This window comes from Cricetibacter osteomyelitidis (genome assembly GCF_004340985.1).
Taxonomy (GTDB): domain Bacteria; phylum Pseudomonadota; class Gammaproteobacteria; order Enterobacterales; family Pasteurellaceae; genus Cricetibacter; species Cricetibacter osteomyelitidis.
Genome location: NZ_SLYB01000012.1, coordinates 60,328 through 85,336 on the forward strand (window position 1 = coordinate 60,328; position 25,009 = coordinate 85,336).

Here is a 25,009-nt window from a genome sequence, read left to right on the forward strand (position 1 = left end):
AATAAATATTTTTACTTTTCCTTAGTTTTGGTTATTGTAATGAACAAACAAACACATTTTTCTCATCCCGAACATATTACCGTTTTGTTAAACGAAGCAGTAGCGGGTCTGTCATTGAAAGAAAAAGGTGTATATATTGATGGTACTTTTGGGCGTGGCGGACATTCTCGTTTAATCCTTTCTCAATTGTCACAGGACGGTCGTTTGATCGCCATTGATCGTGATCCTAGAGCTATTGCTGAAGCACAATCCATTCAAGATCCTCGTTTTCATATTGAACACAATAGTTTTTCTGCAATCTCCGAAATTTGTGAAAAACTTGATTTAATTGGCAAAATTGACGGTATTTTATTGGATCTCGGTGTGTCATCACCGCAATTAGATGAAGCCGAACGCGGTTTCAGTTTTATGAAAGACGGTCCGTTAGATATGCGAATGGATACTTCGCAAGGCTTATCTGCCGCAGAATGGTTACAACAAGTTTCCGTTGATGATTTGGCTTGGGTATTGAAAACTTTCGGTGAAGAACGTTTTGCCAAAAAAATTGCCACGGCAATCGTGAATTACAATAAAAGTGCGGTACAAAATGGCGAAAAACCGTTAACCCGTACTCTTGAATTAGCTAATTTGATCGCACAATCCGTGCCGTTTAAAGATAAACATAAACATCCGGCCACTCGTAGCTTTCAGGCAATCCGTATTTTTATCAATGCGGAATTGGATGAATTGGAAAAAGTGTTGAATTCTGCATTAAAGGTATTAGCACCGCACGGGCGTTTATCCATTATCAGCTTCCATTCTTTGGAAGACAGAATGGTTAAACACTTTATGCGTAAACAGAGTAAAGGTGATGATATTCCGAAAGGTTTGCCGTTACGTGATGATCAAATTCAACGTAATCAAACCTTAAAAACTATCGGAAAAGCCGTGATGCCAAGTGCCGTGGAAATTGAACAAAATCCGCGTTCTCGCAGTGCGGTATTACGAATTGCAGAGAGAATTGCCTAATGTTTGAGAAAACTGAACGTCACCCGTTGACCGAATTGATTCTTGATGATGTGTTTTCATCAAATAAATTATTGTTAACTTTATTGGTATCCTTGGTAATAACGATGATCGGTACCATTTGGCTTACTCATCAGACTCGTCAGTTGGTTTCCGATAAAGGAGATTTGGTGTTTGAGAAGCAACAATTGGAAAGAGAATATCGTAATTTGATTTTAGAAGAAACCACGGAAGGAAATAGTACGCGGATTCAAGCAAGAGCAAGAAAATTAGGGATGGGTCGTATTGAAAACGATCAAGAAGTATTGATCCTGGAATAATTTTAGAGAAGTTATTTATGGTTAAGTTTAATCAATCTAAGAAAAAACCGGTAAAAGCGGCTAAAACTGCTCCGGTCATCAGTAGCATTAAGCCGAATAAACCAAAAGTAGTGTATGAAAATAGCTTTTTGAAAGGTCGCTATTTATGGGCTATTGGTTTTGTATTAAGCGGTTTGGTCGCATTAGTGGTTCGTGCAACTTATGTACAGGTTGTGGATTCCGATTTATTGAACGGCGAAGCGGATCGCCGTTCGTTACGTACGGAAAGCGTACAATCATTACGCGGTTCGATTTTAGATCGTAACGGTCATTCATTATCTGTGAGCGTGCCGATGTATTCCATTACTGCGGATCCTAAATTTATTCTGGATGAAAAGGGCTTGGATGATGTAGAACGTTGGAAAGCACTCGCCAAAGAACTAAATGTGCCCTATAAAGACTTGATTGCAACCATTAAGAAAAATCCGAAATCCCGCTTTGTTTATTTGGATCGTCAAGTTGCTCCGGAAACTGCGGATTATGTTAAAGCATTAAAATTAAAAGGCGTGTTATTAAAAACTGAACCGCGCCGTTTTTATCCGCGTATCGAAGAAACCGCACATTTAATCGGCTATACCAATATTGACGGCGAAGGTATCGAAGGGATTGAAAAAAGTTTCAATTCATTGTTAATCGGTAAAGCCGGTTCGAGAACCTATCGTAAAGATAAATTGGGAAATGTGGTTGAAAATATTGCGGACATCAAAAAATATGATGCACAGGATGTAACATTAAGTATTGATGAAAATCTGCAAGCCATGGTTTATCGTGAAATTAAAAAAGCCGTGGCTGAGAATAATGCGGAGTCGGGCACAGCGGTGTTAGTTGATGTTCGCACCGGTGAAGTGTTAGCAATGGCTAATGCACCGTCTTATAACCCGAATAATCGTAACGGTGTGAAAGCGGAATTAATGCGTAACCGTGCGATTACCGATACTTTTGAACCGGGTTCAACGGTAAAACCTTTCGTGGTTTTAACCGCACTTCAACGCGGTATTGTGAATAAAAACACGGTGTTTGACACTCATCCGTACAATATCGGTAAATATACCATCAAAGATGTGGCAAAACGTGACAGCTTAACCGTGACCGGTATTTTGGAGCAATCCAGTAATATCGGGGTCAGTAAAATTGCCTTGAGAATGCCGCCTCAAGCATTGGTGGAAACCTATCAAAATGCCGGCTTGGGTAAACCGACGGAATTAGGTCTGATTGGTGAGCAACGAGGTTCGTTACATGCGGATCGTCGCAAGTGGTCCGATATTGATCGTGCTACATTCTCATACGGTTATGGTCTGCAAATCACACCTGTGCAGTTAGCTCGGGCTTATGCGGCCTTAGGCAGCTTCGGTATTTATCGTCCGCTTTCTATTACTAAAGTTGATCCGCCGGTTATCGGTACGCGCGTATTTTCTGAAAAAGTGGCACGTGAAGTGGTGGAAATGTTGGAATCTGTAGTGACTAACGGTGGAGGTAAACTTGCCGCTGTTGAAGGTTATCGCGTCGGGGTTAAAACCGGTACGGCGAAGAAAATTGAAAACGGCCGTTATGTGGATCGATATATTGCCTATACTGCAGGCGTTGCACCGATTAGTGATCCGCGTTATTCTTTAGTGGTGTTGATTAACGACCCTAAAGCGGGTAAATACTACGGTGGTGCGGTATCAGCTCCGTTATTCTCCAATATCATGGGTTATGCTTTGCGTTCGACTAATGTGGCTCCGGACGGTGCGGTTCAAGAAAAAACAGCAAAACGTACCGTGCGTTTAAGTACGCAGAAAAAAGATGAACAAACCCAAGCGAATTAAACAGCAAATCAATGGATAAATTATGCAGAAACTGACCGCACTTATGGAGAAGGTAGCAGGCCTTTCCGGTAATATCACATTAACTAATATGACTTTAGACAGCCGTGCCGTAACGCAAGGCTGTCTTTTCATTGCTGTAAAAGGCCATTCCGTTGACGGTCGTCGTTTTATTCCGCAAGCCATTGAATCCGGTGCTGCGGCGGTGGTTGCCGAGGCGGATTCGGCACAAGAACATTTAACCGTTGAATATCAAAACAATGTGCCGGTAATCCGCTTCTTTCAATTAAACGAACAATTATCTGAATTAGCCGGACAATTCTATCATGAACCGTCAAATAAACTGACTTTAATCGGAGTGACCGGCACTAACGGTAAAACCACCATTTCCCAATTGTTGGCACAGTGGGTGCAACTGCTGGGACAAAAAGCAGCCGTAATGGGCACTATCGGCAATGGCTTATATGGACAAATCAAGGAAGCAGCGAACACCACTGGTTCAGCCATTGAAATTCAATCGTCTTTAGCAGATTTTGTACGGCAAGGGGCGGATTTAGCCGCTATTGAAGTGTCATCCCACGGGTTAGTGCAGCATCGGGTGGAAGCCTTAAATTTTGCCGCCGCTATTTTTACCAATCTCAGCCACGACCATTTGGATTATCACAAAACCATGGAAAACTATACGGCGGCGAAAAAACGGTTATTCGGTGAATTGCACACGAAACATAAAATCATTAATGCCGATGATGAAATCGGTCGTGCGTGGTTAGCGGAATTTAGCGATGCCGTAGCGGTGAGTTGCGATTCGAATTTTGTGCCGAATAATAAAAATTGGTTGAAAGTCACCGCACTTTCTTTCGGCAGCAAAGGAGCCGTCATTCAATTTGATTCCGTTTGGGGCAAAGGCGAATTGCAAAGCCCGTTGATTGGGGCGTTTAATGTTAGCAATCTTTTATTGGTGATGGCGACCTTATTATCTTTAGGCTATGACTTAACAAAACTTATTGAAACCGCACCGCACTTACAAGGTGTTTGCGGTCGAATGGAAATGTTTACCGCTCTTCACAAACCGACCGTCATTGTGGATTATGCCCACACGCCGGATGCTTTAGAAAAAGCCATTGAAGCGGCACGTTTGCATTGCGACGGTAAATTATGGTGCGTATTTGGTTGCGGTGGTGATCGAGATAATAGCAAACGACCTATTATGGGGGAAATTGCAGAGAAAATGGCTGATGTTGTGGTGATCACTGATGATAATCCGCGAACCGAACAACCGGAAGCGATTATTGCTGATATTCTAACAGGATTACAACAACCGGAAAAAGCTCACGTGATCCACGGTCGTGAAAAAGCTCTGCAATTTGCCCTGCAAAGTGCGGTGAGAAATGACGTAATTTTAGTGGCGGGCAAAGGTCACGAAGACTATCAAATTATTGGTACGGTAAAATATCATTTCTCCGATCGGGAAATTATCACCGAATTATTAAATAAGTAAACTATGATTACATTAAATACAATCCAACTGGCGGAAATCTTAAATGCTCAACTTATTGGCGGAAACGTTAATGTTTCCACTATCAGTACCGATACCCGTAAATCTTGCGAAAACGGTTTGTTTTTTGCGTTAAAAGGTGAAAATTTTGATGCTCACCAATATTTAGATAAAGCGGTGGAGCAAGGGGCAACGGGACTTGTGGTGGAGCAAGTCAATCCGGCGATTGACAGGACTCAATTAGTAGTAGCAGATACCCGATTGGCATTAGGGGTATTGGCGAAATGGCTTAAAAGCCATATTAAGCCGAAAACTGTGGCAATAACGGGATCATCCGGTAAAACTACGGTGAAAGAAATGACGGCGAGTATTTTAAATCATACTGCAAAAAACGAAAATGCGGTTTTATTTACGCAAGGCAATTTCAATAATGATATCGGCGTGCCCTTGACCTTATTACGTTTAACGCCGGAACACCGCTTTGCTGTGGTGGAACTGGGGGCAAATCATCAGGGTGAAATTGATTACACCACCCATTTAGTACAGCCGGATGTGGCACTGGTGAATAATATTGCCGCCGCTCACTTAGAAGGTTTCGGCAGTATTGAAGGCGTGGCAAAAGCCAAAGGCGAAATTTATCGCGGTTTAAGCCACCAAGGCGTGGCCATTATTAATTTAGATTGCAACGGTTTACCAAACTGGCAAACTGAAATCGGCGAGCACCAAGTACGCTCGTTTTCCGCCACGAATTTGAGTGCGGATTATCACGCTGAAAATTTAACCGTGACAGCAACGGGTTCGAGCTTTATACTTTGCACCCCAAAAGGTCAAATTGCAGTGAACTTGCCTTATTTAGGTAAGCATAATGTGAGTAATGCTTTAGCGGCAAGTGCCTTGGCGATGAATGTAGGTGCTTCCTTACAAGATGTGAAAGCCGGTCTTGAACAGCGTTCGCAAGTAAAAGGACGTTTATTTCCAATTCAAGTTCGTGAGAATTTATTGCTGTTAGATGATACTTATAACGCCAATGTAGATTCCTTGCAATCGGCCATTAATGTGCTGAGTAAATATACGGCATTTCGCATTTTAGTCGTGGGCGATATGGCTGAATTAGGTGAAAATTCCCAAGGCTGCCATCAACAAGTAGCGGATTTTGCCCACCAGGCAAATTTAGAATTAGTAGTAAGTTTCGGCACGGAAAGTGCGGTGATAAGCCACGCGTGCAACGGCCGACATTTCACCGATAAAAACGAATTAAGTGAATACTTACAAGCGGTAATTGTAGAGAAATTAAAAGAAAATCAACAGATTGTGTTATTAGCAAAAGGATCACGCCGAATGAAAATGGAAGATGTGATCGACTCTTTAAAAGGTAAATTTTTATGTTAGTTTGGCTTGCGGAACAGCTGGTTCCTTATTTAAGTGCCTTTAACGTGATTTCTTATATCACTGTTCGGGCAATTTTAGCATTATTGACCGCACTTTTGATTTCACTGTGGATTGGTCCGAAAGTGATCCGCCGTTTGCAATTATTGAAATTCGGTCAAATCATCCGTACGGAAGGGCCGGAAAGCCATTTGAGCAAACGCGGCACGCCGACCATGGGCGGGATTATGATTTTAGGGGCAATCGGTATCAGTACGCTGTTATGGGCGGATTTGCGTAACCCTTATGTATGGTTCAGCTTGTTTATTTTATTTGGTTATGGTGCGGTGGGTTTTGTGGATGATTATCGCAAAATCACCCGTAAAAATACCGACGGTTTAATCGCCTGCTGGAAATATTTTTGGTTATCCGCCATCGCGTTAGTGGCGATTTTCGGTATGTATGCCCTTGGTAAAGACACCAATGCCACCCGTTTAGTGGTGCCGTTCTTTAAAGAATTTATGCCGCAACTGGGGATCTTCTATATTATATTGTCCTACTTTGTTATTGTGGGAACCAGTAATGCAGTGAACTTAACTGATGGTTTAGACGGTCTGGCCATTATGCCGACCATTTTGGTTGCCGGTGCATTTGCGTTAATTGCTTGGGCCACGGGTAACGTAAATTTTGCTTCTTATTTGAATATTCCGCATATCAAATTCACCTCCGAATTAGTTGTTTTCTGTACCGCTATTGCCGGTGCGGGCTTAGGTTTCTTATGGTTTAACACCTACCCGGCACAAGTCTTTATGGGGGATGTAGGTTCTTTGGCGTTGGGCGGTGCGTTAGGCGTAGTTGCAGTGTTGGTACGCCAAGAATTATTACTGGTGATTATGGGCGGTGTATTTGTTGTAGAAGCCTTATCGGTAATTTTGCAGGTGGGTTCTTACAAACTGCGTAACGGACGCCGTATTTTCTTAATGGCACCGATTCACCATCACTACGAGAAAAAAGGCTGGCCGGAACCACGAGTAATCGTACGTTTCTGGATTATTTCATTAATGTTGGTATTAATCGGCTTAGTGACTTTGAAATTGCGTTAATCCTATTGTTCCAAAGGACAGGTAACAATGAAGTATCAAAATAAAAATATTACTGTAATCGGTTTGGGTACAACCGGATTATCCGTGGTGGATTTTTTACAATCCAAACAAGCAAATATTCGTGTGATTGATACCCGTGCGAATCCGGCGGGTGCGGAGCAGTTAGATAAAAATATCCCGTTGCATACCGGCGGATTAAACCAACAATGGTTGTTAGACAGCGATATGATTGTCATTAGCCCGGGCTTGGCGGTGAAAACACCTGAAATTCAGACCGCACTTCAAGCAGGTGTGGAAGTGATCGGCGATATTGAATTATTCTGCCGTGAAGCGGATAAACCGGTAATTGCCATTACAGGCTCAAACGGTAAAAGCACCGTAACAACACTGGTGGCGGAAATGGCCAAAGCGGGCGGTTTAAGTGTCGGAATAGGGGGCAATATCGGGATTCCAGCGTTGTCATTATTGAATCAACAACACGATATTTATGTATTGGAACTTTCCAGTTTTCAGTTAGAGACCACTTACAGCTTAAAAGCGGTCGCCGCTACCGTATTGAATGTGACGGAAGACCATATGAATCGCTATGTGGATTTGGAAGATTATCGCCAAGCAAAATTAAGAATCTACGAAAATTGCCAAACGGCAGTGATTAATGGCGAAGATCAGTTAACCCGCACTGAAAATTTAAAAAGTGCGGTAAGTTTTGGCGAAAATAATGCGGATTATTGGCTGAAAACAGAAAACGGCAAATCATATTTAATGGCCCGCAATGAAATGATTTTATCTTGTGATGAAATCAAATTAACCGGCCGTCATAACTATATGAACGCCTTAGCCGCTATTGCACTGGCTCAAGCCGCAGGTATTAATTTAACGGGAATTCGTACCGCACTTCGTGAGTTTGGCGGATTGGATCACCGCTTCCAATTCATTCATTTTGCTAATGGAGTGCGTTGGGTGAATGATTCTAAAGCCACTAATGTCGGTAGCACAGTTGCCGCATTGAACGGCTTAGTAGTGGAAAATAAATTGCATTTATTATTAGGCGGTGACGGTAAAGGTGCGGATTTCTCCGAATTACAAGCTTTCATCAATCAACCGCATATTTATTGCTATTGCTTCGGACGAGACGGTGCAGAGCTTGCGAAATTATCCGAACAAAGCCGATTATTCGACACGATGGAACAAGCCATCGAATTCCTACGTCCGACTTTGGAAAATGGCGATATGGTGTTATTATCCCCTGCCTGTGCCAGTCTGGATCAGTTTGCCAGTTTTGAAAAACGCGGTGATGAATTTACCCGCCTGGCAAAATTAAAAAAATAGATACGTAAAATAATGGATGATTGATGATCAGTGATGAATTAAAAGAAAGTTACCGTCGTTGGACTACATTTACACCAAACAGCCTGCTTTATGATAGAGGGCTGTTTTGGCTTTTTGTGATCTTGTTGTTAATCGGATTTGTGATGGTAACTTCTGCATCCATTCCCGTTGGTACTCGCTTGTTTAATGATCCTTTTTATTTTGCCAAACGCGATGCCGGCTATGTCTTTATTTCATTAGTGACTTGTTATTTTTTCCTGCAAATTTCCATGGAAAAATGGGAAAAGTGGCATGTCTATCTGTTTTTTATCGCAGTATTATTGCTGATTGCCGTATTGGTTCCCGGTATCGGTAAAACGGTAAATGGTGCTCGTCGTTGGATTCCGATGGTGATTTTTAATTTCCAACCGGCGGAATTGGCAAAATTAGCGGTAACTTGTTATTTAGCGGGTTATTTTGTCCGAAAATACGATGAGGTTCGCAGTAAGCAACTCAGTGCGATTAAGCCGTTTTTAGCGGTGGGATTGTTAGGCGGCTTGTTACTGCTTCAACCGGACTTAGGAAGTACGGTCGTATTAATGATTATTACCTTTGGCCTGTTATTTATTGTCGGGGCGAAAATCTGGCAGTTTATCGGTTTAATTGGCGTTGGGGTTTTCCTCTTTATCTTTTTAGTTTTATCCTCCTCTTATAGGGTGAAGCGATTTGTCGGCTTCATGGATCCTTTCAAAGACCCGTATGGCACAGGCTTTCAGCTCTCTAATTCTTTAATGGCATTTGGCCGCGGTGAATTTTTCGGCGAAGGATTAGGTAACTCCATTCAAAAATTAGAATACTTGCCGGAAGCCCATACGGACTTTGTTATGGCGGTAATGGGCGAAGAATTCGGCTTGCTTGGTATTGTCGTGATGGTATTTTTACTTGGATTATTGGTATTTAAAGCGATGAGAATCGGTCGGGAATCCTTACAAATGGAAAAACGATTCGGCGGTTTCTTTGCTTTTGGGATCAGTTTCTGGATTTTCTTCCAAGGATTTGTGAACTTGGGGATGGCGCTGGGTTTATTACCGACTAAAGGCTTAACATTCCCGTTAGTCAGTTACGGTGGTTCCAGCTTAGTGATTATGTCCATCAGTATTGCGATTTTATTACGTATCGATCACGAAAACCGACTGCAGCGAACCGGTCATGCCCGATTACGTGATGACTAATTGATAGAACAGATAAAAGTACAGCATTTTAGAGAATTTTAATTATGGCAGAACAGAAAAGATTATTAGTCATGGCAGGTGGTACCGGTGGGCACGTGTTTCCTGCTATTGCCGTTGCACAATATTTGCAACAACAAGGTTGGGATATTCGTTGGTTAGGTACAAAAGACCGCATGGAAGCCCATCTTGTGCCGAAACACGGCATTGATATTGAATTTATTCAAATTGAAGGGGTGCGTGATCGCGGCATTAAGCCTTTATTAAAAGCACCGTTTAATATTATCCGGGCGATTTTTCAGGCAAAAAAAATTATTCAACATTATCAGCCGAATGCCGTACTGGGTATGGGTGGTTATGTTTCCGGGCCCGGCGGTATGGCGGCGAAATTATGTGGCGTGCCGGTGATTTTACATGAACAAAATGCCGTTGCAGGATTAACCAATAAACTGTTATCCAAAATTGCGAAACGGGTATTGCAAGCCTTTCCAAATGCTTTTTCGAATGCGGAAGTGGTAGGTAATCCGGTGCGTCAGGATTTATTTTCCATGCCAGGTCCGCAAGAACGTTTTGCACATCACAGCGGAAAACTAAAAGTGTTAGTGGTGGGTGGTAGTCAAGGGGCGAGAGTGCTTAATCTGACTTTGCCGAAAGTTGCCGAACAATTAGCGGATAAATTAGAAATTCGTCATCAAGTGGGGAAAGGATCTTTTGAAACCGTGACCGCACTTTATCCGCAACATGTCGATGTTACTGTCACCGAATTTATTGATGATATGGCTGAAGCCTATGCCTGGGCAGATATTGTGATTTGTCGTTCCGGTGCATTAACTGTGTGCGAAATTGCCGCTATCGGCGTACCCGCTATTTTTGTGCCGTTCCAACATAAAGATCGCCAACAATATTTAAACGCATGCTATTTAGCTGATGTCGGTGCGGCAAAAATTGTGGAACAGAAAGACTTGAATGCGGACGTATTGGTTCAATTATTAAACGAACTGGATCGCGATAAATTATTGCAAATGGCCATCAAAGCCAAAGAAATGTCCGCACCTCTAGCAGCACAACGAGTAGCGGAAGTGATTATTGAAAATGCGAAATAAATGAGAAAGATTATGACAAGAAAAGAATTACAACAACAAATCCGCTGCGTAGTGCCGGAAATGCGCCGGGTACATCAAATTCATTTTGTGGGTATCGGCGGAGCCGGAATGGGCGGTATTGCAGAAGTATTATTAAACGAAGGTTATCAAGTGACCGGTTCGGATATTGCAGAAAGTGCGGTGACAAATCGCTTGATTTCTTTAGGGGCAAAAATCTTTTTTGAACATAAGGCGGAAAATATCACAAACGCTAATGTGGTGGTGGTTTCCAGTGCTATTAAAACGGATAATGTAGAAGTGGTAGCCGCTCATGAAAATCGCATCCCTGTGATTCAACGTGCTCAAATGTTAGCGGAAATTATGCGTTTTCGTCACGGCATTGCTATTGCGGGGACACATGGTAAAACCACGACGACCGCAATGATTTCAATGATTTATACTCAAGCAGAACTTGACCCGACCTTTGTGAACGGTGGTTTGGTGAAATCGGCGGGAACAAACGCACATTTAGGGGCAAGCCGTTATTTAATCGCCGAAGCTGATGAAAGTGATGCGTCATTCTTGCACTTGCAGCCGATGATATCCGTAGTGACTAATATCGAACCGGATCATATGGAAACCTATCACGGTGATTTTGATGAAATGAAACGTACCTATGTAAATTTCTTGCACAACCTGCCGTTCTATGGGTTGGCGGTGATGTGTGCCGATGATAACGTCTTGCAAGAACTGATTCCGCAAGTCGGCCGCCAAGTGATTACTTACGGTTTTACCGAAACGGCGGATTATCGCATTGAAAACTATCAACAAACCGGTTTCCAAGGACATTATACGGTGATTACACCTGTGGGTGAACGTATTGAAGTGTTGCTGAATGTGCCGGGCAGGCACAATGCCTTAAATGCTACGGCGGCATTAGCCGTAGCCAAAGAAGAAGGCATTGAAACTGACGCGATTTTGACCGCACTTGCGGATTTCCAGGGTGCAGGTCGTCGTTTTGATCAATTAGGTGAATTTATCCGTCCGAACGGTAAAGTGATGTTGGTGGATGATTACGGTCATCACCCAACGGAAGTGAGCGTAACTATTCAAGCCGCACGTCAAGGCTGGGAAAACAAACGTGTTGTGATGATTTTCCAACCGCACCGCTATTCCCGTACCCGAGATTTATTCGATGATTTCGTGCAAGTGCTTTCTCAAGTGGATGCGTTGATTATGTTGGATGTTTATCCCGCGGGTGAACAGCCTATTGCCGGTGCGGACAGCCGCTCATTATGCCGTTCTATTCGTAATTTGGGCAAAGTGGATCCGATTTTAGTCACCGATCATAGCCAGTTACCGGAAATTATGGATCAAGTGCTGCAAGACGGTGACTTGATTTTAGCTCAGGGGGCGGGTAACGTCAGCCGTTTATCCCGTCAATTAGTGGAATTGTGGACAAATAGTTAATTGTAGAGGCGTATCACACACGCCAAGTTGTAGGACAGATAAAATGAAACCATTAAAACAACAAAAAATCGCCGTATTATTAGGCGGCACATCTGCGGAACGCGAAGTTTCTCTCAATTCCGGTGCAGCGGTATTGGAAGCATTACGCACGCAAGGTTATGATGCTCATCCTATTGATCCGAAAGAATTTCCGGTAGCAACCTTAAAAGAACAAGGGTTTGATCGTGTGTTTAATATTTTACACGGTCGTGGTGGCGAAGACGGCACAATGCAAGGTTTGTTAGAACAAATCGGCTTGCCTTATACCGGTTGTGGTGTGATGACTTCATCGCTCACCATGGATAAAATGCGTACTAAAATGCTGTGGAAAGCCTTTGGGTTACCGATTGCGGATATGGAAATTGTGACCACGGATAACGCGGCTGAACTAAACACAGCGGCTGTAGTCGAAAGGTTAGGCCTGCCGTTAATGGTGAAACCGTCGAAAGAAGGTTCCAGTGTTGGTTTAACCAAAGTCAAAGCGGAAAGTGAGCTGAAAAGTGCGGTAGATTATGCCTTAGAATTTGATGATACCGTCTTAATTGAAGAATGGTTAGACGGTGCTGAATTTTCTGTGCCTGTGTTGGATGGTGAAGTATTACCGCCAGTTCAAATTGTACCGGAAAGCGAATTTTATGACTATGATGCCAAATATATTTCCGATAATACGCAATATTTTTGTCCGGCACATATTAGCATAGAACAGGATCAGGCAATGCGTTGTTTGGTGAAACAAGCCTATGATGTTGTGGGCTGCCGCGGTTGGAGCCGTATTGATGTGATGGCTGACGACAAAGGGCAATTTCGTTTGGTGGAAGTGAATACCACACCGGGCATGACCAGCCACAGTTTGTTTCCTAAATCAGCACGTACGGTGGGTTACAGCTTTGAACAATTAGTGGAACGCATTTTGGAGTTGAGCGTTTAATGGCCATAATTAAACGAAGACCGACACAGGGGATTCGTCCGGGAATACGCACGAGCGAACGACAACGGAACTTTTTTATTTTTATTAAGCCGTTGATTTTGCTATTTTGTGCCTGCTTATTGTATTATGTTTATTCAAACTGGCAGAGTTGGTTGGAAAAACTGGATGATAAACCCATTGCATCTTTCGCATTGTCCGGTTCACCACGTTTCACCAAATTTAACGATATTCGCGAAGCTTTGTTGAAAATGCCCGAATTAAAAGGTTATTTCGGACAGAATGTAGATGAGATTCGTAAACAAATCGAGCAAATGCCTTGGGTGAAAGGGGCTGTGGTACGTAAAATCTGGCCGGATAAATTAACGGTTTGGGTAGATGAATATATGCCGGTTGCAGTATGGAATGATACGAAATTTGTATCGGCGAAAGGTGAAGTGTTTAAACTGCCGCCGGATAAATTGGATATTACGGGACTTCCTTTGTTATCCGGGCCCGATTTCCAAAGTTTGACCGTATTGGATGCTTGGAATCAAATCGGTAAAGAATTGAAAGCTAAGAATCTAATATTAAAATCGCTTGCTGTGGATGAACGCGGTTCTTGGGAAGCCGGGTTGGATAATGGAACGATTGTCAAACTCGGTCGCGGCGAATGGAAAAGTAAAATCGATCGTTTAGCAACCATTTATCCGCAAATTGAAATACCGGAAAATAAAAAACTGGCTTATATCGATTTAAGATATAATGTGGGTGCGGCAGTTGGATTTGAAGATAAATAATTTAAAATAATATGTTAATATTTAATCGTTATGGTGTGAAATAGCAAAAATGGCAAATAACATAGTGGAATCAAAAACAATTGTAGGGCTTGAAGTCGGTACATCCAAAGTGGTGGCTGTAGTCGGCGAAGTGTTTCCTGACGGCGTAGTGAATGTGTTAGGTGTGGGTAGCTGTCCGTCACGCGGTATTAATAAAGGTGGAATTACGGATTTGGAAGCCGTAGCCAATTCAATTCAGCGTGCAGTTGAAGCTGCTGAATCTATTGCGGATTGTCAAATTATCAGTGTGACATTAGCAATTACCGGTGATCATATTCAAAGCTTAAATGAAAGCGGGTTTGTGCCAATCAGTGAAGGTGAAGTCACGCAAGAAGAAATTGATTCTGCCATGTACACGGCCAGTTCGGTGAAAATGCCGGAAGGTGTTTCCGTATTACATATTATTCCGCAAGAATATGCGGTAGATAAGCAATTTAATATTAAAAATCCGTTAGGTTTGCAAGGCGTGCGTTTAAAAGCACAGGCTCATTTGGTTGCCTGTCATCAGGATTGGTTGAATAATTTACGCAAAGCCGTTGAACGTTGCGGTTTAAAAGTGGATCAAATAGTTTTTTCCGGCTTGGCTTCAAGTTATTCCGTATTGACGGAAGATGAAAAAGAGCTGGGTGTCTGCTTGATAGATATGGGCGGCGGTACAATGGATATTACCGTATTTACTAATGGTGCATTGCGTTATAGCCGAGTAATACCTTATGCCGGTGATCGCGTCACTGAAGATATTGCTGCCGGAGCAACCACATCAAGAATGAATGCGGAAGCTATCAAGGTGAGTTTTGGTAGTGCGATTACTCCGCCTAGAGTTGATGCGGAGAAAAAAATTGAAGTGACCGGTGTGGGCGGCCGAGTTCCAAAAACTATCACGAAAGATGTGTTATCACAAATTATTTCGCCGCGTTACAGCGAGTTGTTTTCTTTAGTGAAACGCGAATTAGATCGTTTAAAAATGGAATTAATGCATAAACAAATGCCGGCTGAGTTGCTCGCAGGCGTGGTATTAACCGGCGGCGGAGCTCAAATTGAAGATGCGGCAAAATGTGCGGAGCAGGTTTTTGATATGCAAGTTCGGGTAGCCAGCCCATTAAATTTAACCGGATTGACGGATTATGTGAACAAACCACAGTATTCAACTGTCTTAGGATTATTACAATATAGTTATCATACTGGTGATGATGGTCCGGTTCGCAGTTTTGAAGATACGAAAGTGGGCGGAGTTTGGGCTTTTTGCAAAAAAGTTGTGAATAAAATTAAGTCAGAGTTTTGAGAATTTGGATTTTTATTCTACAATAAGTAGTGATTTTGGAATTATACGGTGCTGGAAAAATAGCACACACGGAGAATTGAAATGTTTGAAACGGTTGAGTACGAATTTGACGAAGGTGCAGTCATCAAGGTTATTGGTGTCGGTGGCGGCGGCGGTAACGCCGTAAATCATATGGTTGAAACGATGAATTCGGAAGAAAAAGTCGTCAGCAATAATATGGAATTACCGATTGGCGGTTTTGATGCCGATCCGCTTGGTACGATTGACTTTTTTGTAGTAAATACCGATGCTCAAGCATTACGTAAAAGCCGAGTGCCGAATACGGTACAAATCGGTGGTAATAAAACCAAAGGTTTAGGTGCCGGAGCGAATCCGAATGTAGGTCGTGAAGCGGCAATGTCTGATCAGGATGCGATTCGTTCAATGTTGGAAGATACCGATATGGTGTTTATTGCAGCAGGTATGGGCGGCGGTACAGGTACCGGAGCGGCACCGATTGTAGCACAAATCGCAAAAGAAATGGGCATCTTAACTGTTGCGGTAGTAACAAAGCCATTTTCTTTTGAAGGTAAAAAACGTATGCATTTTGCAGAACTTGGTATTCAAGAACTGTCTAAACATGTGGATTCCTTAATTACAATTCCAAATGAAAAATTATTAAAAGTTTTAGGCAAAAACATCACATTAATTGATGCTTTTGCAAAAGCCAATGATATCTTAAATCATTCTGTGCGTGGTATTTCGGATATGATTACTCAACCGGGTATCATCAACGTGGACTTTGCGGATGTGCGTACGGTGATGGAAGCTAAAGGTCAATGTATGATGGGGGCCGGTATCGCAAAAGGTGAACCGGGTAGCGGGCGTGCGGAACAAGCAGCGCAAGAAGCGATTGCCAGTCCATTATTAGAAGATGTAGATTTATCGAATGCAAAAGGTGTGTTGGTAAATGTCACTTCCGGTCGTGATTTGACTTTGGAAGAATTCCATATCGTGAATGATTTCATTAAAGAAATTGCGGCAGATGATGCCAGTGTGATTGTCGGTACCAGCTTACAGCCTGAATTAGAAGGCGAAATTCGTGTAACAGTCGTTGCAGCGGGTGTCGGCGAAGAAGCAAGAGAAACGGCTGAAGTTCGAGTGCAAGCAAGACCTGCACCGATTAGTCAACTGTTAGGAGGTAGTGCAATTCCTGCAGGCGTACAAAACGCTGCTGCACCGAACCGCACTTTTGACACATTTAACCCGGATGCACAACAAGGCTACGGACATAATCAGACGCAGCAAGAATATCAGCAACAACGTCCGGCAAACGAGTTGGATACACCGGCATTTATGCGTGCCCGTAAGTTGCAAGATGAAAAAGAATTATTAGATGTTTCCGCATTTATGCGTAACACAAACCATAATGCAGAGTAACTCTCATAATTAAGGACATAATTATGATTAAACAAAGAACATTAAAACAAACTATTAAAGTAACCGGTGTCGGTTTGCATAGCGGTAAAAAAGTAACTTTAACGTTACGTCCGGCAGCAGCAAACAGCGGTGTCGTGTATTATCGTACGGATTTGAATCCTGCGGTAGCATTTCCGGCGGATGCTAAATCTATTCGTGATACCATGCTTTGTACTTGTTTGATTAATGACGAAGGCGTGCGTATTTCTACCGTTGAGCACTTAAATGCGGCGTTGGCCGGTTTGGGTATTGATAATATCATTATTGAAGTTGATGCTCCGGAAATCCCTATTATGGACGGTAGCGCAAGTCCGTTCGTTTATTTGTTATTGGATGCGGGCATCGAAGAACAAAATGTAGCGAAAAAATTTATTCGTATTAAGAAAAAAGTACGCGTGGAAGATGGTGACAAATGGGCTGAATTTGAACCTTATAACGGCTTTAAATTAGATTTCACCATTGATTTCAATCATCCGGTGATCAGCAAAAAAGTTTGCCATTATGCAATGGATTTCTCTGCTCAAGCATTTGTGCAGCAAATCAGCCGAGCAAGAACTTTCGGTTTTATGAAAGATATCGAATATCTACAATCTCAAGGCTTGGCGTTGGGTGGTAGCTTGGATAATGCCATTGTGTTGGATGAGTTCCGTATTTTGAATGAAGAGGGGTTGCGTTTTAAAGATGAATTGGTACGTCATAAAATGTTAGATGCTATTGGTGATTTATTTATGGCCGGCCATAATATCATCGGTAGCTTCACCGCATATAAATCCGGTCATGGGCTGAACAATAAATTATTGCGTGCCGTACTGGATGATCAAGAAGCTTGGGAATTTATTACCTTTGATGATAAAGAACGGGTACCGCAAGGTTATATTGCTCCGATACAAGTGTTAATTTAACGGTTTATATGAGAGGATTAAAAGCTATATTTCTAAAGGAAATATAGCTTTTTTATAATCTTTTATGATAGTATAGTGTTTCACTAAACAGATCGGATCTGTTAAAATCCAGGAATGCCGGCTTTTGATGATTAAAAATCGATTTATTTCTAAGTAAATTGTTTATAAAAATTTTAAAGGGTAGTGGATGAAAAGGCCAAGGTATTGGGTGTTTTTTACCATATTGTTAATTAGTTCTAAATTATATGCTGAGAGTCGCTCGATCGTTCAAGTCGATTTTCCTATATTTTCTTGTTTATCAAAAAAAGACGATCGAATTAATTTAGAATTATCGCAACAACAAAATGGTGGAAATGAACTGATTTTCACCCACTATGAGCGTAATGGCGATTTACGTTATTGGTTTAATGAACCTATTGGAAATGCTTACCAGGAAAAATACATGAATGGCTCGCAACTGTATATTTCTAATAAGAATGTATGGTTCAAGTTCTATGATTTAAGAGCTGGCAGTGATAAACAAATCGGTGTGGTTATTATTGATAAGAGCAGTGGTTATCAAGTAGCCAGTTTAGATTGTGTTCGGGACACAATTTCTCGTTTACCTTTCTTAAAAAAAGGCTTATTTCAACCTGTTATTGGAAGTGTGAAGCGTTTCTTTGAAAATGTGAAACACTAGTTTAACTTCTCGTCAATACTAAAAAACGGCAATCATAAGCATTATTTTCATCTGCCGTACGATAAATTTCCTGCTGAATTTCCCATTCTTTCCAATTAAGTTCCGGAAAAAAAGTATCTCCGTCTAATTCCGTTTGGATTTGAGTTAAATAGAGCTTACCGGCTTGCGGTAACATTTGTTTGAATAATTCCCCGCCACCGATCAGCATAATCTCTTCAAAATCTTTTACAAAATCCACCGCACTTTGCCAGTCTTTGGCCCATAATACGTTTTCATGTTGAAATTTATTGCGGGATAGCACGATATTGGTGCGTTTTGGAAGCGGCTTGCCGATAGATTCAAAGGTTTTACGCCCCATAATAACCGGTTTACCTGTCGTGTTTTGACGGAACCAAGCCAAGTCTGCGGGTAAATGCCAAGGCATTTGATTATTTTTGCCGATAACATTGTTTTTTGTTGTTGCAACAATTAAGCTAAGTATCATTTTTCTTTACTCTCTTTGCTTTCGTAATTATTTTCACGCCACAGATAAGCACCGTTAGTTAACATTCGTAACTGTTTGATTAGCCGGCCTTTTAATAACTCGCGTTCTTTATTACTCATATCTAACGCGTTAGAACCGGAAGCAAATACTAAAGTTACCATTCCTTCTGCCTGCACATAAGCCACATCTTCGCGTAGGCGATCTTTGTGCATAATATACTCTGCCAGCTCATCGGTAAAATGTTTAATTTCACGGGCGGCAGCCGTACGGAAAGCAAGCGATGTGCCCGAGCTTTCACGCAATAACAAACGAAATACATTTGGGCTTTGGGTAATAAATTCAAAAAACGTTTCTACTGAAATCGCAATAACACTGCCGCCTTTTTCTATTCGTTTACGGGCTTGACGCATTAACTGGCGTAGCGTTAAACCGGCTTCGTCAACCATGGTTAAACCGAGTTCATCCATATCCCGAAAATGACGATAAAATGAAGTCGGCGCGATTCCCGCTTCACGTGCCACTTCACGTAAGCTAATGTTGGAAAAGCTTTTTTCCGCACTGAGCTGATTAAATGCCGCATCAATTAATGCCCGACGGGTTTTTTCTTTTTGTACTGCACGAATACCGGACATAATAACCTCTATTTTGATAATGTTAAAATAGGTTTTACCGCTTCAGCAACGGAACTTGCAACTTTTTCATAGCGATTACGCAGAGGTGAGCCGGGGCGATAAACCAACGCAACTGTGCGATTTGGTTTCGGTAATTCACATGGAATGTAACATACGCCATCGCGTTGTCGATCATTTAGTACCGCTAATTCGGGCATGAGTGTGATGCCGGCATCGGTTGCCACCATATTACGTAATGTTTCCAGGCTGGTCGCTTTGAAATGGCCGTTTTCTTTTGCTCCGGCAGTAAAACAATAGTCTAATGCCTGATTACGTAAGCAATGACCATCATCCAACATCAACATTTCATGACCGTTTAATTCTTCTAATTTTAAGCTTTTCTTCTTCGCCCATTGATGTTCTGCCGAAACGGCCACTAACATTTCTTCACGATACATCGGCACTTCAATAAATGCTTCGGTTTCTTTGACTAAGGCTAAAATTGCGCAATCCAGCTGCCCGGTTTCCAATTGATCAAGTAATTGGTGCGTTTGACCTTCATATAAATAAAGTTCTAATTCAGGAAATGCTTCTTTTAATGTCGGAACAATATAAGGCAATAAATAAGGACCGATAGTGGGGATAACACCGATATGTAACGGCCCCGTCATATCTTTACCTTGGTTGCTCGCCATTTCTTTTAATAGTTTGACCTCGCGTAAAACTTTACGGGCTTGTTCTACTAAAATCAAACCTGATTGAGTAAACAACACTTTGCGGCTAGTGCGTTCAAGTAACACGATACCCAATTCATCTTCCAATTTGCGGATTTGACCGCTTAGTGTCGGTTGGCTTACGTGGCAGGCATCGGCTGCACGGCGAAAGTGTTTGTATTCGGATAAGGCAACTAAATATTCTAAATCTCGGATGTTCATTTTTGTATTTCCTTTATAGAAAGTAACAATTAAAAGGATAGAATTAATTGATTGTAACTATATCATATTATTTTATACAATTCATCAAAGTTAAAACTTGAATTACAAGTTGTACGGCAGGATAATAAATTTGCTGTATCAAGTTAATCTCTCATAATATAACAGGAGAAAAATTATGTCAGTTAATATGGAAGGGAAAAAAGTCCCGCAAGTTACATTTCACACTCGTCAAGGCGATGCATGGGTAGATGTAACTACTGCACAGTTATTCGATAACAAAACCGTAGTTGTATTTTCATTACCGGGTGCGTTCACACCAACTTGTTCATCGTCTCACTTGCCACGCTACAACGAATTAGCGGATACTTTCAAACAGTATGGCGTTGATGATATTTTAGTGGTTTCCGTGAATGATACTTTCGTTATGAATGCGTGGAAAGAAGCCGAACATGCAGATAAAATCACTTTCGTGCCAGATGGTAACGGTGAATTTACTCGCGGTATGGGTCAATTAGTAGAAAAAGATGATTTAGGCTTTGGTGCACGCTCTTGGCGTTATTCAATGTTGGTGAAAAACGGTATTGTAGAAAAAATGTTTATTGAACCGAATGAACCGGGCGATCCGTTCAAAGTATCCGATGCAGACACTATGTTGAAATTCATTGCACCGGAACATAAAACGCAAGAATCTGTAGCTATTTTCACCAAACCGGGCTGTCCGTTCTGTGCAAAAGCAAAACAAATGTTGCATGAACACAAAATCGACTTTGAAGAAATTGTATTAGGTCACGATGCAACAATTGTTAGCTTACGTGCAGTTTCTGGCCGTGCGACAGTACCTCAAGTGTTTATTGGCGGTAAACACATCGGCGGCAGCGATGATTTAGAAGCATATTTTGCAAAATAGTTTTATTGTAGGAAAGTAGCGTAAGAGCAATCCCCTTTATTTGTGATAATAAAGGGGATTTTTATTAATCCAAATTAGGCAAAATTCGTTTAATCCAAGCAGTAAAGGAGTAATACTGTTTTATAGTCTCATCAATAGGTACATAGGGTTTGGCTAAAAACTCAATTAGCTCATCAGTATTATTGTTTTCCCAAATAAAAATATTATTAGGATGATAAAAATCATAATTTTGAATTGTTTTATTGGTTGTGATGAGTTTTTTATTAAAACATAATGCATCAAAGATCCTAAAGGATAAGCCTGAATGAGCAGAATTTACAAAATCCGCAACAACTTTGCAATTTTTTACTTTTTGTAAATTTTCTTCAAAGCTCAAAGCTTTCGTTGGTAATAAATGAGTAATTCCTTCATGATCAAACGCTTTTTGAATATGATCATGTTTACATACCATATAAAAATCTAATGGTAAGTTTAATTTTCTGGCAGCATTAATAAAATTAATAATTTCGTCATTTCTCTTTGAATTATAACCACCAAGAAAGTAGATTCCTGATTGATTGATTGATTGATTGATTGATTGATTGATTGATTGATTGATTGATTGATTGATTGATTGATTGATTGATTGATTGATTATTTTCAATTAAAGGGAAATCAAAATAGAAATTTGTAGTTGGTTTAAAATGATATTTAGCATATTTTTTTACATCTGATTGATCAAATACATAAAAATCATTAAATAAATCTATATAGTCTAAAATATCGGGAAATACATCAATACCATCCCATTGATAGTTAACGCAATAATGTGCTTGTTTTTTGACTTTCTTTACAAAAGATTTAGGGAAAATATTTGCACGAATAAAGAGAGCATAATCCGCTTTATTTTCTTTTAATAATTGAAACTTTTTATCAATGTCAGGGAAAAATGGTGAAAGTTTTAAATATTTGTTGTAATCATCACTTTTTTTTATATATTTATCATATAATAATTTTATAGGGCTGAATAAATGAGTAAAATGCGCTTTTCTAATGTTATAACAGAATGTAATCACGTCGAATCCGCAATATTCTAAATTCTTTTTGATACATTTATCTAAACCATATAATTCTGGCAATGCAATAATAATTTTTTTCTTCATTGATGTAATTGATTAATGATATTTAGTAGAGATTGAATATGTGCTTCCAGCGTTGGATCATAGTTAAGTGCGTCTTGAGGTTTTTCGATACGTGTTCGATTTTCTACCGACGTTTTTAATACAGTATCCAATGAATGAAAGTCATTTCGCATAAATGTATAACCAAAATTATTTTTAAATACTTCCGTACAAGCCATATTTTCAGAAAAAATTATCGGTGTACCACACAAAATAGACTCAATACCCACTAATCCAAAAGGTTCATATTTCGATGCCATGATAGTAAAATCGCCTGCTTGATAAAGTTCCGGCATATTGTTGCAAAAACCAAGGGAACGAATATTCTTGCTTTCTACCACCGGTGTACCGGCAACCACTAATTTTATCGGTAAATCAGTTTGTTCAAAATAACTTTTGAGTAAGTCGAAACCTTTACGATAATGTCCCGTTGAAGGGAAAATATAAATAATTTCTTGTTCGGAAAAACCAAATTTTTTCCTTAAATCCGACCGCACTTCGCTGGAAACCGTATGAAATTTTTGCGTATTAGCCGGAGGATAAAGCACAATAATTTTATTTTTCGGAATGCGATAAAGTTCAATTAATTCATCTTTCATTAACTGTGAATGAGCAACAATTAATTTACATTCGTCATAGGCTTTTTGTTCATTGTTGATTTTAAATTTTTCCATCAATGAAGCTTTCCTATTTAATGCGCATAAATAGCCTCTATGTTGTCCGCCGCAAATGAGAATATCCGCACCGCGTACTGTTTGGATGGAAACCACAACTTCATCATAGGCTTTTTGTTTTAATATTGCACGGGAAAAAAACGGCAATCGCAATTTTTTAGGACACCAAGATAAATCAATTTTTCTCGATTCAATCCATTGATATTCCGGTAATGTTTGGTTAAAGGATGTAGAATAAAATTTAGGTGTGATATCTACTTGATGTAACCCATTAATTACATCGAGAAGATAGCGTTCTACACCGCCACCTTGTTTAAATTTGAGACAGGCTAGGGATAGAGTCATTTTTTTCCTTATATTTTTGAATAGTATGTATGTACAGATTAATATATTTTTCTGCTAAATTTTTCATATCATATTTATATGAGATATTAGTTGAAGTTAATTTATATTGTGCTCTTACTTCATCATTTAGCATTTCTTTCATTGCATCTTTTAAATTTTCTATGAATATTTCGTTATTTTCATTATTCTCAATTAAGATCCCGGCATATTGATTATTATCTTTAATCATATTTTTTATTTCTCCTATATCAGTTGCAATACAAGGCAGTTTTTCTTGTATAGCTTGGATTAAACATAGGGGATAACTTTCTCCAACAAAACGAGAAGGTAATACAAAACAGTCGGAATAACGTAATACGCCATTTACAGCAGATTCATAACCTAGAAAATGAATATGTTTATTACCTTTCACTATTTTTTGAACATTTTTTTGTGCTTCACCTTCGCCCATTAGAATGAGATGAAAATTACTCTTTTGAGTTTCTTTTTGTAATAGAATAAATGCTTGTGTTATTTCATTCCATCCTTTTTCTGTAATTCCTCTTGCTGCAAAAGAAAATACGATATCTGAATCTTTTATTCCTAAAGCGTAGCGAGAACTAGTTGCAGCACGCATATCTATGGGCATTGCATTTGGAAATTTGACAATATCAGGCAGAGAAAATCCATCAAAAAAATCTAAGTTTTTATCGGCAATATAAACCCATTGTGAAATAAATTTAAGCATCCTTAGTGTATTTAATCGGCTATATTTTGCAATAGCCCTATCATGTGAGCCATGCATTGTAGCAATGTAAGGGATATTGATCTTATTTTCTTCCAAATAACAAGATATTATTCTATCAGCTGCTATGATATGCGAGTGAATAATATCTACATGATGTTCTGAAAAAAATTTTTTATTATTCAAAATATGATAGATATGATATATAGGGATATCTTGATTTAGTTTATTATAAATGTCGTTATTAATTTTATCTAAATCTAAAACTACAACAGATACGTTGATCCCCAATTCATATAATTTATTAGCTAAATGAATTGGGAATATTTCTCCTCCACCGGTATGAAAACCTAAAAAATAAATTTGAACAGATAAACTATTATTTGTATTCTTAACAGAATTTTTTCTTATGGGATATTGTTTATCTTTTGAAAGAATAAGTGATTTGTTTTCTAAGCAATTATGAAGTATGTTTAAAACTTTCTCAAAGGAATTGTCACTTTTATGATATTCTTGTCTTAATAATTTTATTGCATTAATAAAGCTATTTTTTTCATAAGATAAAAGTTTTAAACCTTTCCTATATCTATTTATTTCTTTCAAAGAATGAATAAATTTCACAATATTCTCCCAATGGAACTAATTGTTATTTATTTACAATAATATCGCAGTGTTGTGTTTGATTTCAACCAATTCTTGTTGACTGCTCTTTTCTCATTTTCTAATAGCTGGTTCTATATTATCCATCATTTTCCCCAGTTGAATCATTATACGTTATATAGTAGCGTAAGTTTTTTATCATTAAACGATAATTTTACAAAAAATAAACCCCGCTTTAAGCGGGG

At 40.0% G+C, this 25,009-nt stretch carries 24 protein-coding genes; 17 read left to right on the forward strand and 7 right to left on the reverse strand.

The genetic code is table 11. The annotated features are described in order from the left end of the window. Positions 1 to 39 precede the first annotated feature (39 nt). From rsmH to EDC44_RS07330, 16 genes are all read left to right on the forward strand, one after another. Entirely contained in the window at positions 40 to 1,008 is a 969-nt protein-coding gene (gene rsmH / locus EDC44_RS07255; protein WP_131976854.1) for a 16S rRNA (cytosine(1402)-N(4))-methyltransferase RsmH, read from the forward strand. After that, positions 1,008 to 1,325 (forward strand): cell division protein FtsL, encoded by a 318-nt coding sequence (gene ftsL, locus EDC44_RS07260; RefSeq protein WP_131976856.1) that lies wholly within the window; start codon positions 1,008 to 1,010, stop codon positions 1,323 to 1,325. Before rsmH ends, ftsL begins: the two co-directional genes overlap by 1 nt. A 17-nt stretch (positions 1,326 to 1,342) precedes the next feature. After that, positions 1,343 to 3,172, forward strand: coding sequence for a peptidoglycan glycosyltransferase FtsI (gene ftsI, locus EDC44_RS07265; protein ID WP_131976858.1), 1,830 nt, complete (start codon positions 1,343 to 1,345; stop codon positions 3,170 to 3,172). Between the two features lie 22 nt (positions 3,173 to 3,194). Next, on the forward strand, positions 3,195 to 4,667 hold the full coding sequence (gene murE / locus EDC44_RS07270) for a UDP-N-acetylmuramoyl-L-alanyl-D-glutamate--2,6-diaminopimelate ligase (protein ID WP_131976860.1): 1,473 nt from the start codon (positions 3,195 to 3,197) through the stop codon (positions 4,665 to 4,667). A gap of 3 nt (positions 4,668 to 4,670) precedes the next feature. Beyond that, a complete protein-coding gene (gene murF / locus EDC44_RS07275; RefSeq protein ID WP_131976862.1) occupies positions 4,671 to 6,053 on the forward strand; it encodes a UDP-N-acetylmuramoyl-tripeptide--D-alanyl-D-alanine ligase in 1,383 nt (460 codons plus the stop codon). Further along, positions 6,047 to 7,132 (forward strand): phospho-N-acetylmuramoyl-pentapeptide-transferase, encoded by a 1,086-nt coding sequence (mraY, locus tag EDC44_RS07280; RefSeq protein ID WP_131976864.1) that lies wholly within the window; start codon positions 6,047 to 6,049, stop codon positions 7,130 to 7,132. The genes murF and mraY overlap by 7 nt, the downstream gene beginning before the upstream one ends. Before the next feature lie 27 nt (positions 7,133 to 7,159). Next, entirely contained in the window at positions 7,160 to 8,461 is a 1,302-nt protein-coding gene (murD, locus tag EDC44_RS07285; RefSeq protein WP_131976866.1) for a UDP-N-acetylmuramoyl-L-alanine--D-glutamate ligase, read from the forward strand. 23 nt (positions 8,462 to 8,484) lie between these two features. Next, positions 8,485 to 9,672, forward strand: a complete 1,188-nt coding sequence (gene ftsW, locus EDC44_RS07290; RefSeq protein ID WP_424276104.1) for a putative lipid II flippase FtsW — start codon at positions 8,485 to 8,487, stop codon at positions 9,670 to 9,672. Between the two features lie 44 nt (positions 9,673 to 9,716). Beyond that, a complete protein-coding gene (gene murG, locus EDC44_RS07295) occupies positions 9,717 to 10,772 on the forward strand; it encodes an undecaprenyldiphospho-muramoylpentapeptide beta-N-acetylglucosaminyltransferase (RefSeq protein ID WP_131976870.1) in 1,056 nt (351 codons plus the stop codon). Between the two features lie 12 nt (positions 10,773 to 10,784). Continuing rightward, positions 10,785 to 12,221: a UDP-N-acetylmuramate--L-alanine ligase gene (gene murC, locus EDC44_RS07300; RefSeq protein ID WP_131976872.1), complete on the forward strand. Its 1,437-nt coding sequence runs from the start codon at positions 10,785 to 10,787 to the stop codon at positions 12,219 to 12,221. Positions 12,222 to 12,264: 43 nt separating this feature from the next. Further along, positions 12,265 to 13,188: a D-alanine--D-alanine ligase gene (locus tag EDC44_RS07305; RefSeq protein ID WP_131976874.1), complete on the forward strand. Its 924-nt coding sequence runs from the start codon at positions 12,265 to 12,267 to the stop codon at positions 13,186 to 13,188. Further along, complete coding sequence (locus EDC44_RS07310) at positions 13,188 to 13,964, forward strand: cell division protein FtsQ/DivIB (protein WP_131976876.1); 777 nt, start codon at positions 13,188 to 13,190, stop codon at positions 13,962 to 13,964. Before EDC44_RS07305 ends, EDC44_RS07310 begins: the two co-directional genes overlap by 1 nt. 49 nt (positions 13,965 to 14,013) lie before the next feature. Further along, positions 14,014 to 15,285 carry a cell division protein FtsA gene (gene ftsA / locus EDC44_RS07315; RefSeq protein WP_131976878.1) on the forward strand — a complete coding sequence of 424 codons (1,272 nt, stop codon included), beginning with the start codon at positions 14,014 to 14,016 and terminating at the stop codon, positions 15,283 to 15,285. 81 nt (positions 15,286 to 15,366) lie between these two features. Beyond that, positions 15,367 to 16,704, forward strand: coding sequence for a cell division protein FtsZ (ftsZ, locus tag EDC44_RS07320; protein WP_131976880.1), 1,338 nt, complete (start codon positions 15,367 to 15,369; stop codon positions 16,702 to 16,704). A gap of 23 nt (positions 16,705 to 16,727) precedes the next feature. Then, complete coding sequence (lpxC, locus tag EDC44_RS07325) at positions 16,728 to 17,645, forward strand: UDP-3-O-acyl-N-acetylglucosamine deacetylase (RefSeq protein ID WP_131976882.1); 918 nt, start codon at positions 16,728 to 16,730, stop codon at positions 17,643 to 17,645. Positions 17,646 to 17,832: 187 nt separating this feature from the next. Next, positions 17,833 to 18,324, forward strand: a complete 492-nt coding sequence (locus tag EDC44_RS07330; protein WP_131976884.1) for a hypothetical protein — start codon at positions 17,833 to 17,835, stop codon at positions 18,322 to 18,324. A 1-nt stretch (position 18,325) separates the two neighbouring features. Here the strand turns inward: EDC44_RS07330 and folA are convergent, their stop codons facing one another. Genes folA through oxyR form a run of 3 tightly spaced genes read right to left on the reverse strand, consistent with a single transcriptional unit; the run spans position 18,326 to position 20,354 of the window. Beyond that, positions 18,326 to 18,808, reverse strand: a complete 483-nt coding sequence (folA, locus tag EDC44_RS07335; protein WP_131976886.1) for a type 3 dihydrofolate reductase — start codon at positions 18,806 to 18,808, stop codon at positions 18,326 to 18,328. Then, positions 18,805 to 19,440: an HTH-type transcriptional repressor FabR gene (gene fabR, locus EDC44_RS07340; protein WP_131976888.1), complete on the reverse strand. Its 636-nt coding sequence runs from the start codon at positions 19,438 to 19,440 to the stop codon at positions 18,805 to 18,807. The genes folA and fabR overlap by 4 nt, the downstream gene beginning before the upstream one ends. Positions 19,441 to 19,448: 8 nt before the next feature. After that, positions 19,449 to 20,354 (reverse strand): DNA-binding transcriptional regulator OxyR, encoded by a 906-nt coding sequence (oxyR, locus tag EDC44_RS07345; protein ID WP_131976890.1) that lies wholly within the window; start codon positions 20,352 to 20,354, stop codon positions 19,449 to 19,451. A 175-nt stretch (positions 20,355 to 20,529) separates the two neighbouring features. Between oxyR and EDC44_RS07350 the strand changes: the two genes are divergently transcribed. Further along, complete coding sequence (locus EDC44_RS07350) at positions 20,530 to 21,261, forward strand: redoxin family protein (protein ID WP_131976892.1); 732 nt, start codon at positions 20,530 to 20,532, stop codon at positions 21,259 to 21,261. A 64-nt stretch (positions 21,262 to 21,325) separates the two neighbouring features. Here EDC44_RS07350 and EDC44_RS12970 read toward each other — a convergent pair whose 3' ends face one another. The 4 genes from EDC44_RS12970 to EDC44_RS07365 are packed head-to-tail and all read right to left on the reverse strand — an operon-like array spanning position 21,326 to position 24,785. Then, positions 21,326 to 21,904: a WaaS/CpsH family glycosyltransferase gene (locus tag EDC44_RS12970; RefSeq protein WP_481219195.1), complete on the reverse strand. Its 579-nt coding sequence runs from the start codon at positions 21,902 to 21,904 to the stop codon at positions 21,326 to 21,328. After that, complete coding sequence (locus tag EDC44_RS13095; protein ID WP_207896747.1) at positions 21,786 to 22,403, reverse strand: WaaS/CpsH family glycosyltransferase; 618 nt, start codon at positions 22,401 to 22,403, stop codon at positions 21,786 to 21,788. Before EDC44_RS13095 ends, EDC44_RS12970 begins: the two co-directional genes overlap by 119 nt. Beyond that, on the reverse strand, positions 22,400 to 23,440 hold the full coding sequence (locus EDC44_RS07360; protein ID WP_131976894.1) for a glycosyltransferase family 4 protein: 1,041 nt from the start codon (positions 23,438 to 23,440) through the stop codon (positions 22,400 to 22,402). The genes EDC44_RS13095 and EDC44_RS07360 overlap by 4 nt, the downstream gene beginning before the upstream one ends. Beyond that, positions 23,409 to 24,785: a glycosyltransferase family 4 protein gene (locus EDC44_RS07365; RefSeq protein ID WP_131976896.1), complete on the reverse strand. Its 1,377-nt coding sequence runs from the start codon at positions 24,783 to 24,785 to the stop codon at positions 23,409 to 23,411. The genes EDC44_RS07360 and EDC44_RS07365 overlap by 32 nt, the downstream gene beginning before the upstream one ends. Between the last annotated feature and the right edge of the window lie 224 nt (positions 24,786 to 25,009).

Excerpts from the sequence above, each read along its gene's own strand:
- folA (WP_131976886.1), bottom strand. The coding sequence starts at position 18,808 with ATGATACTTAGCTTAATTGTTGCAACAACAAAAAACAATGTTATCGGC.
- fabR (WP_131976888.1), bottom strand. The coding sequence starts at position 19,440 with ATGTCCGGTATTCGTGCAGTACAAAAAGAAAAAACCCGTCGGGCATTA.
- murC (WP_131976872.1), top strand. The coding sequence starts at position 10,785 with ATGACAAGAAAAGAATTACAACAACAAATCCGCTGCGTAGTGCCGGAA.
- EDC44_RS07310 (WP_131976876.1), top strand. The coding sequence starts at position 13,188 with ATGGCCATAATTAAACGAAGACCGACACAGGGGATTCGTCCGGGAATA.
- EDC44_RS07360 (WP_131976894.1), bottom strand. The coding sequence starts at position 23,440 with ATGACTCTATCCCTAGCCTGTCTCAAATTTAAACAAGGTGGCGGTGTA.
- ftsA (WP_131976878.1), top strand. The coding sequence starts at position 14,014 with ATGGCAAATAACATAGTGGAATCAAAAACAATTGTAGGGCTTGAAGTC.
- mraY (WP_131976864.1), top strand. The coding sequence starts at position 6,047 with ATGTTAGTTTGGCTTGCGGAACAGCTGGTTCCTTATTTAAGTGCCTTT.
- murE (WP_131976860.1), top strand. The coding sequence starts at position 3,195 with ATGCAGAAACTGACCGCACTTATGGAGAAGGTAGCAGGCCTTTCCGGT.
- oxyR (WP_131976890.1), bottom strand. The coding sequence starts at position 20,354 with ATGAACATCCGAGATTTAGAATATTTAGTTGCCTTATCCGAATACAAA.
- EDC44_RS07350 (WP_131976892.1), top strand. The coding sequence starts at position 20,530 with ATGTCAGTTAATATGGAAGGGAAAAAAGTCCCGCAAGTTACATTTCAC.
- murG (WP_131976870.1), top strand. The coding sequence starts at position 9,717 with ATGGCAGAACAGAAAAGATTATTAGTCATGGCAGGTGGTACCGGTGGG.
- EDC44_RS13095 (WP_207896747.1), bottom strand. The coding sequence starts at position 22,403 with ATGAAGAAAAAAATTATTATTGCATTGCCAGAATTATATGGTTTAGAT.
- ftsL (WP_131976856.1), top strand. The coding sequence starts at position 1,008 with ATGTTTGAGAAAACTGAACGTCACCCGTTGACCGAATTGATTCTTGAT.
- murD (WP_131976866.1), top strand. The coding sequence starts at position 7,160 with ATGAAGTATCAAAATAAAAATATTACTGTAATCGGTTTGGGTACAACC.
- murF (WP_131976862.1), top strand. The coding sequence starts at position 4,671 with ATGATTACATTAAATACAATCCAACTGGCGGAAATCTTAAATGCTCAA.
- lpxC (WP_131976882.1), top strand. The coding sequence starts at position 16,728 with ATGATTAAACAAAGAACATTAAAACAAACTATTAAAGTAACCGGTGTC.
- ftsZ (WP_131976880.1), top strand. The coding sequence starts at position 15,367 with ATGTTTGAAACGGTTGAGTACGAATTTGACGAAGGTGCAGTCATCAAG.
- rsmH (WP_131976854.1), top strand. The coding sequence starts at position 40 with ATGAACAAACAAACACATTTTTCTCATCCCGAACATATTACCGTTTTG.
- ftsW (WP_424276104.1), top strand. The coding sequence starts at position 8,485 with ATGATCAGTGATGAATTAAAAGAAAGTTACCGTCGTTGGACTACATTT.
- ftsI (WP_131976858.1), top strand. The coding sequence starts at position 1,343 with ATGGTTAAGTTTAATCAATCTAAGAAAAAACCGGTAAAAGCGGCTAAA.
- EDC44_RS07305 (WP_131976874.1), top strand. The coding sequence starts at position 12,265 with ATGAAACCATTAAAACAACAAAAAATCGCCGTATTATTAGGCGGCACA.
- EDC44_RS07330 (WP_131976884.1), top strand. The coding sequence starts at position 17,833 with ATGAAAAGGCCAAGGTATTGGGTGTTTTTTACCATATTGTTAATTAGT.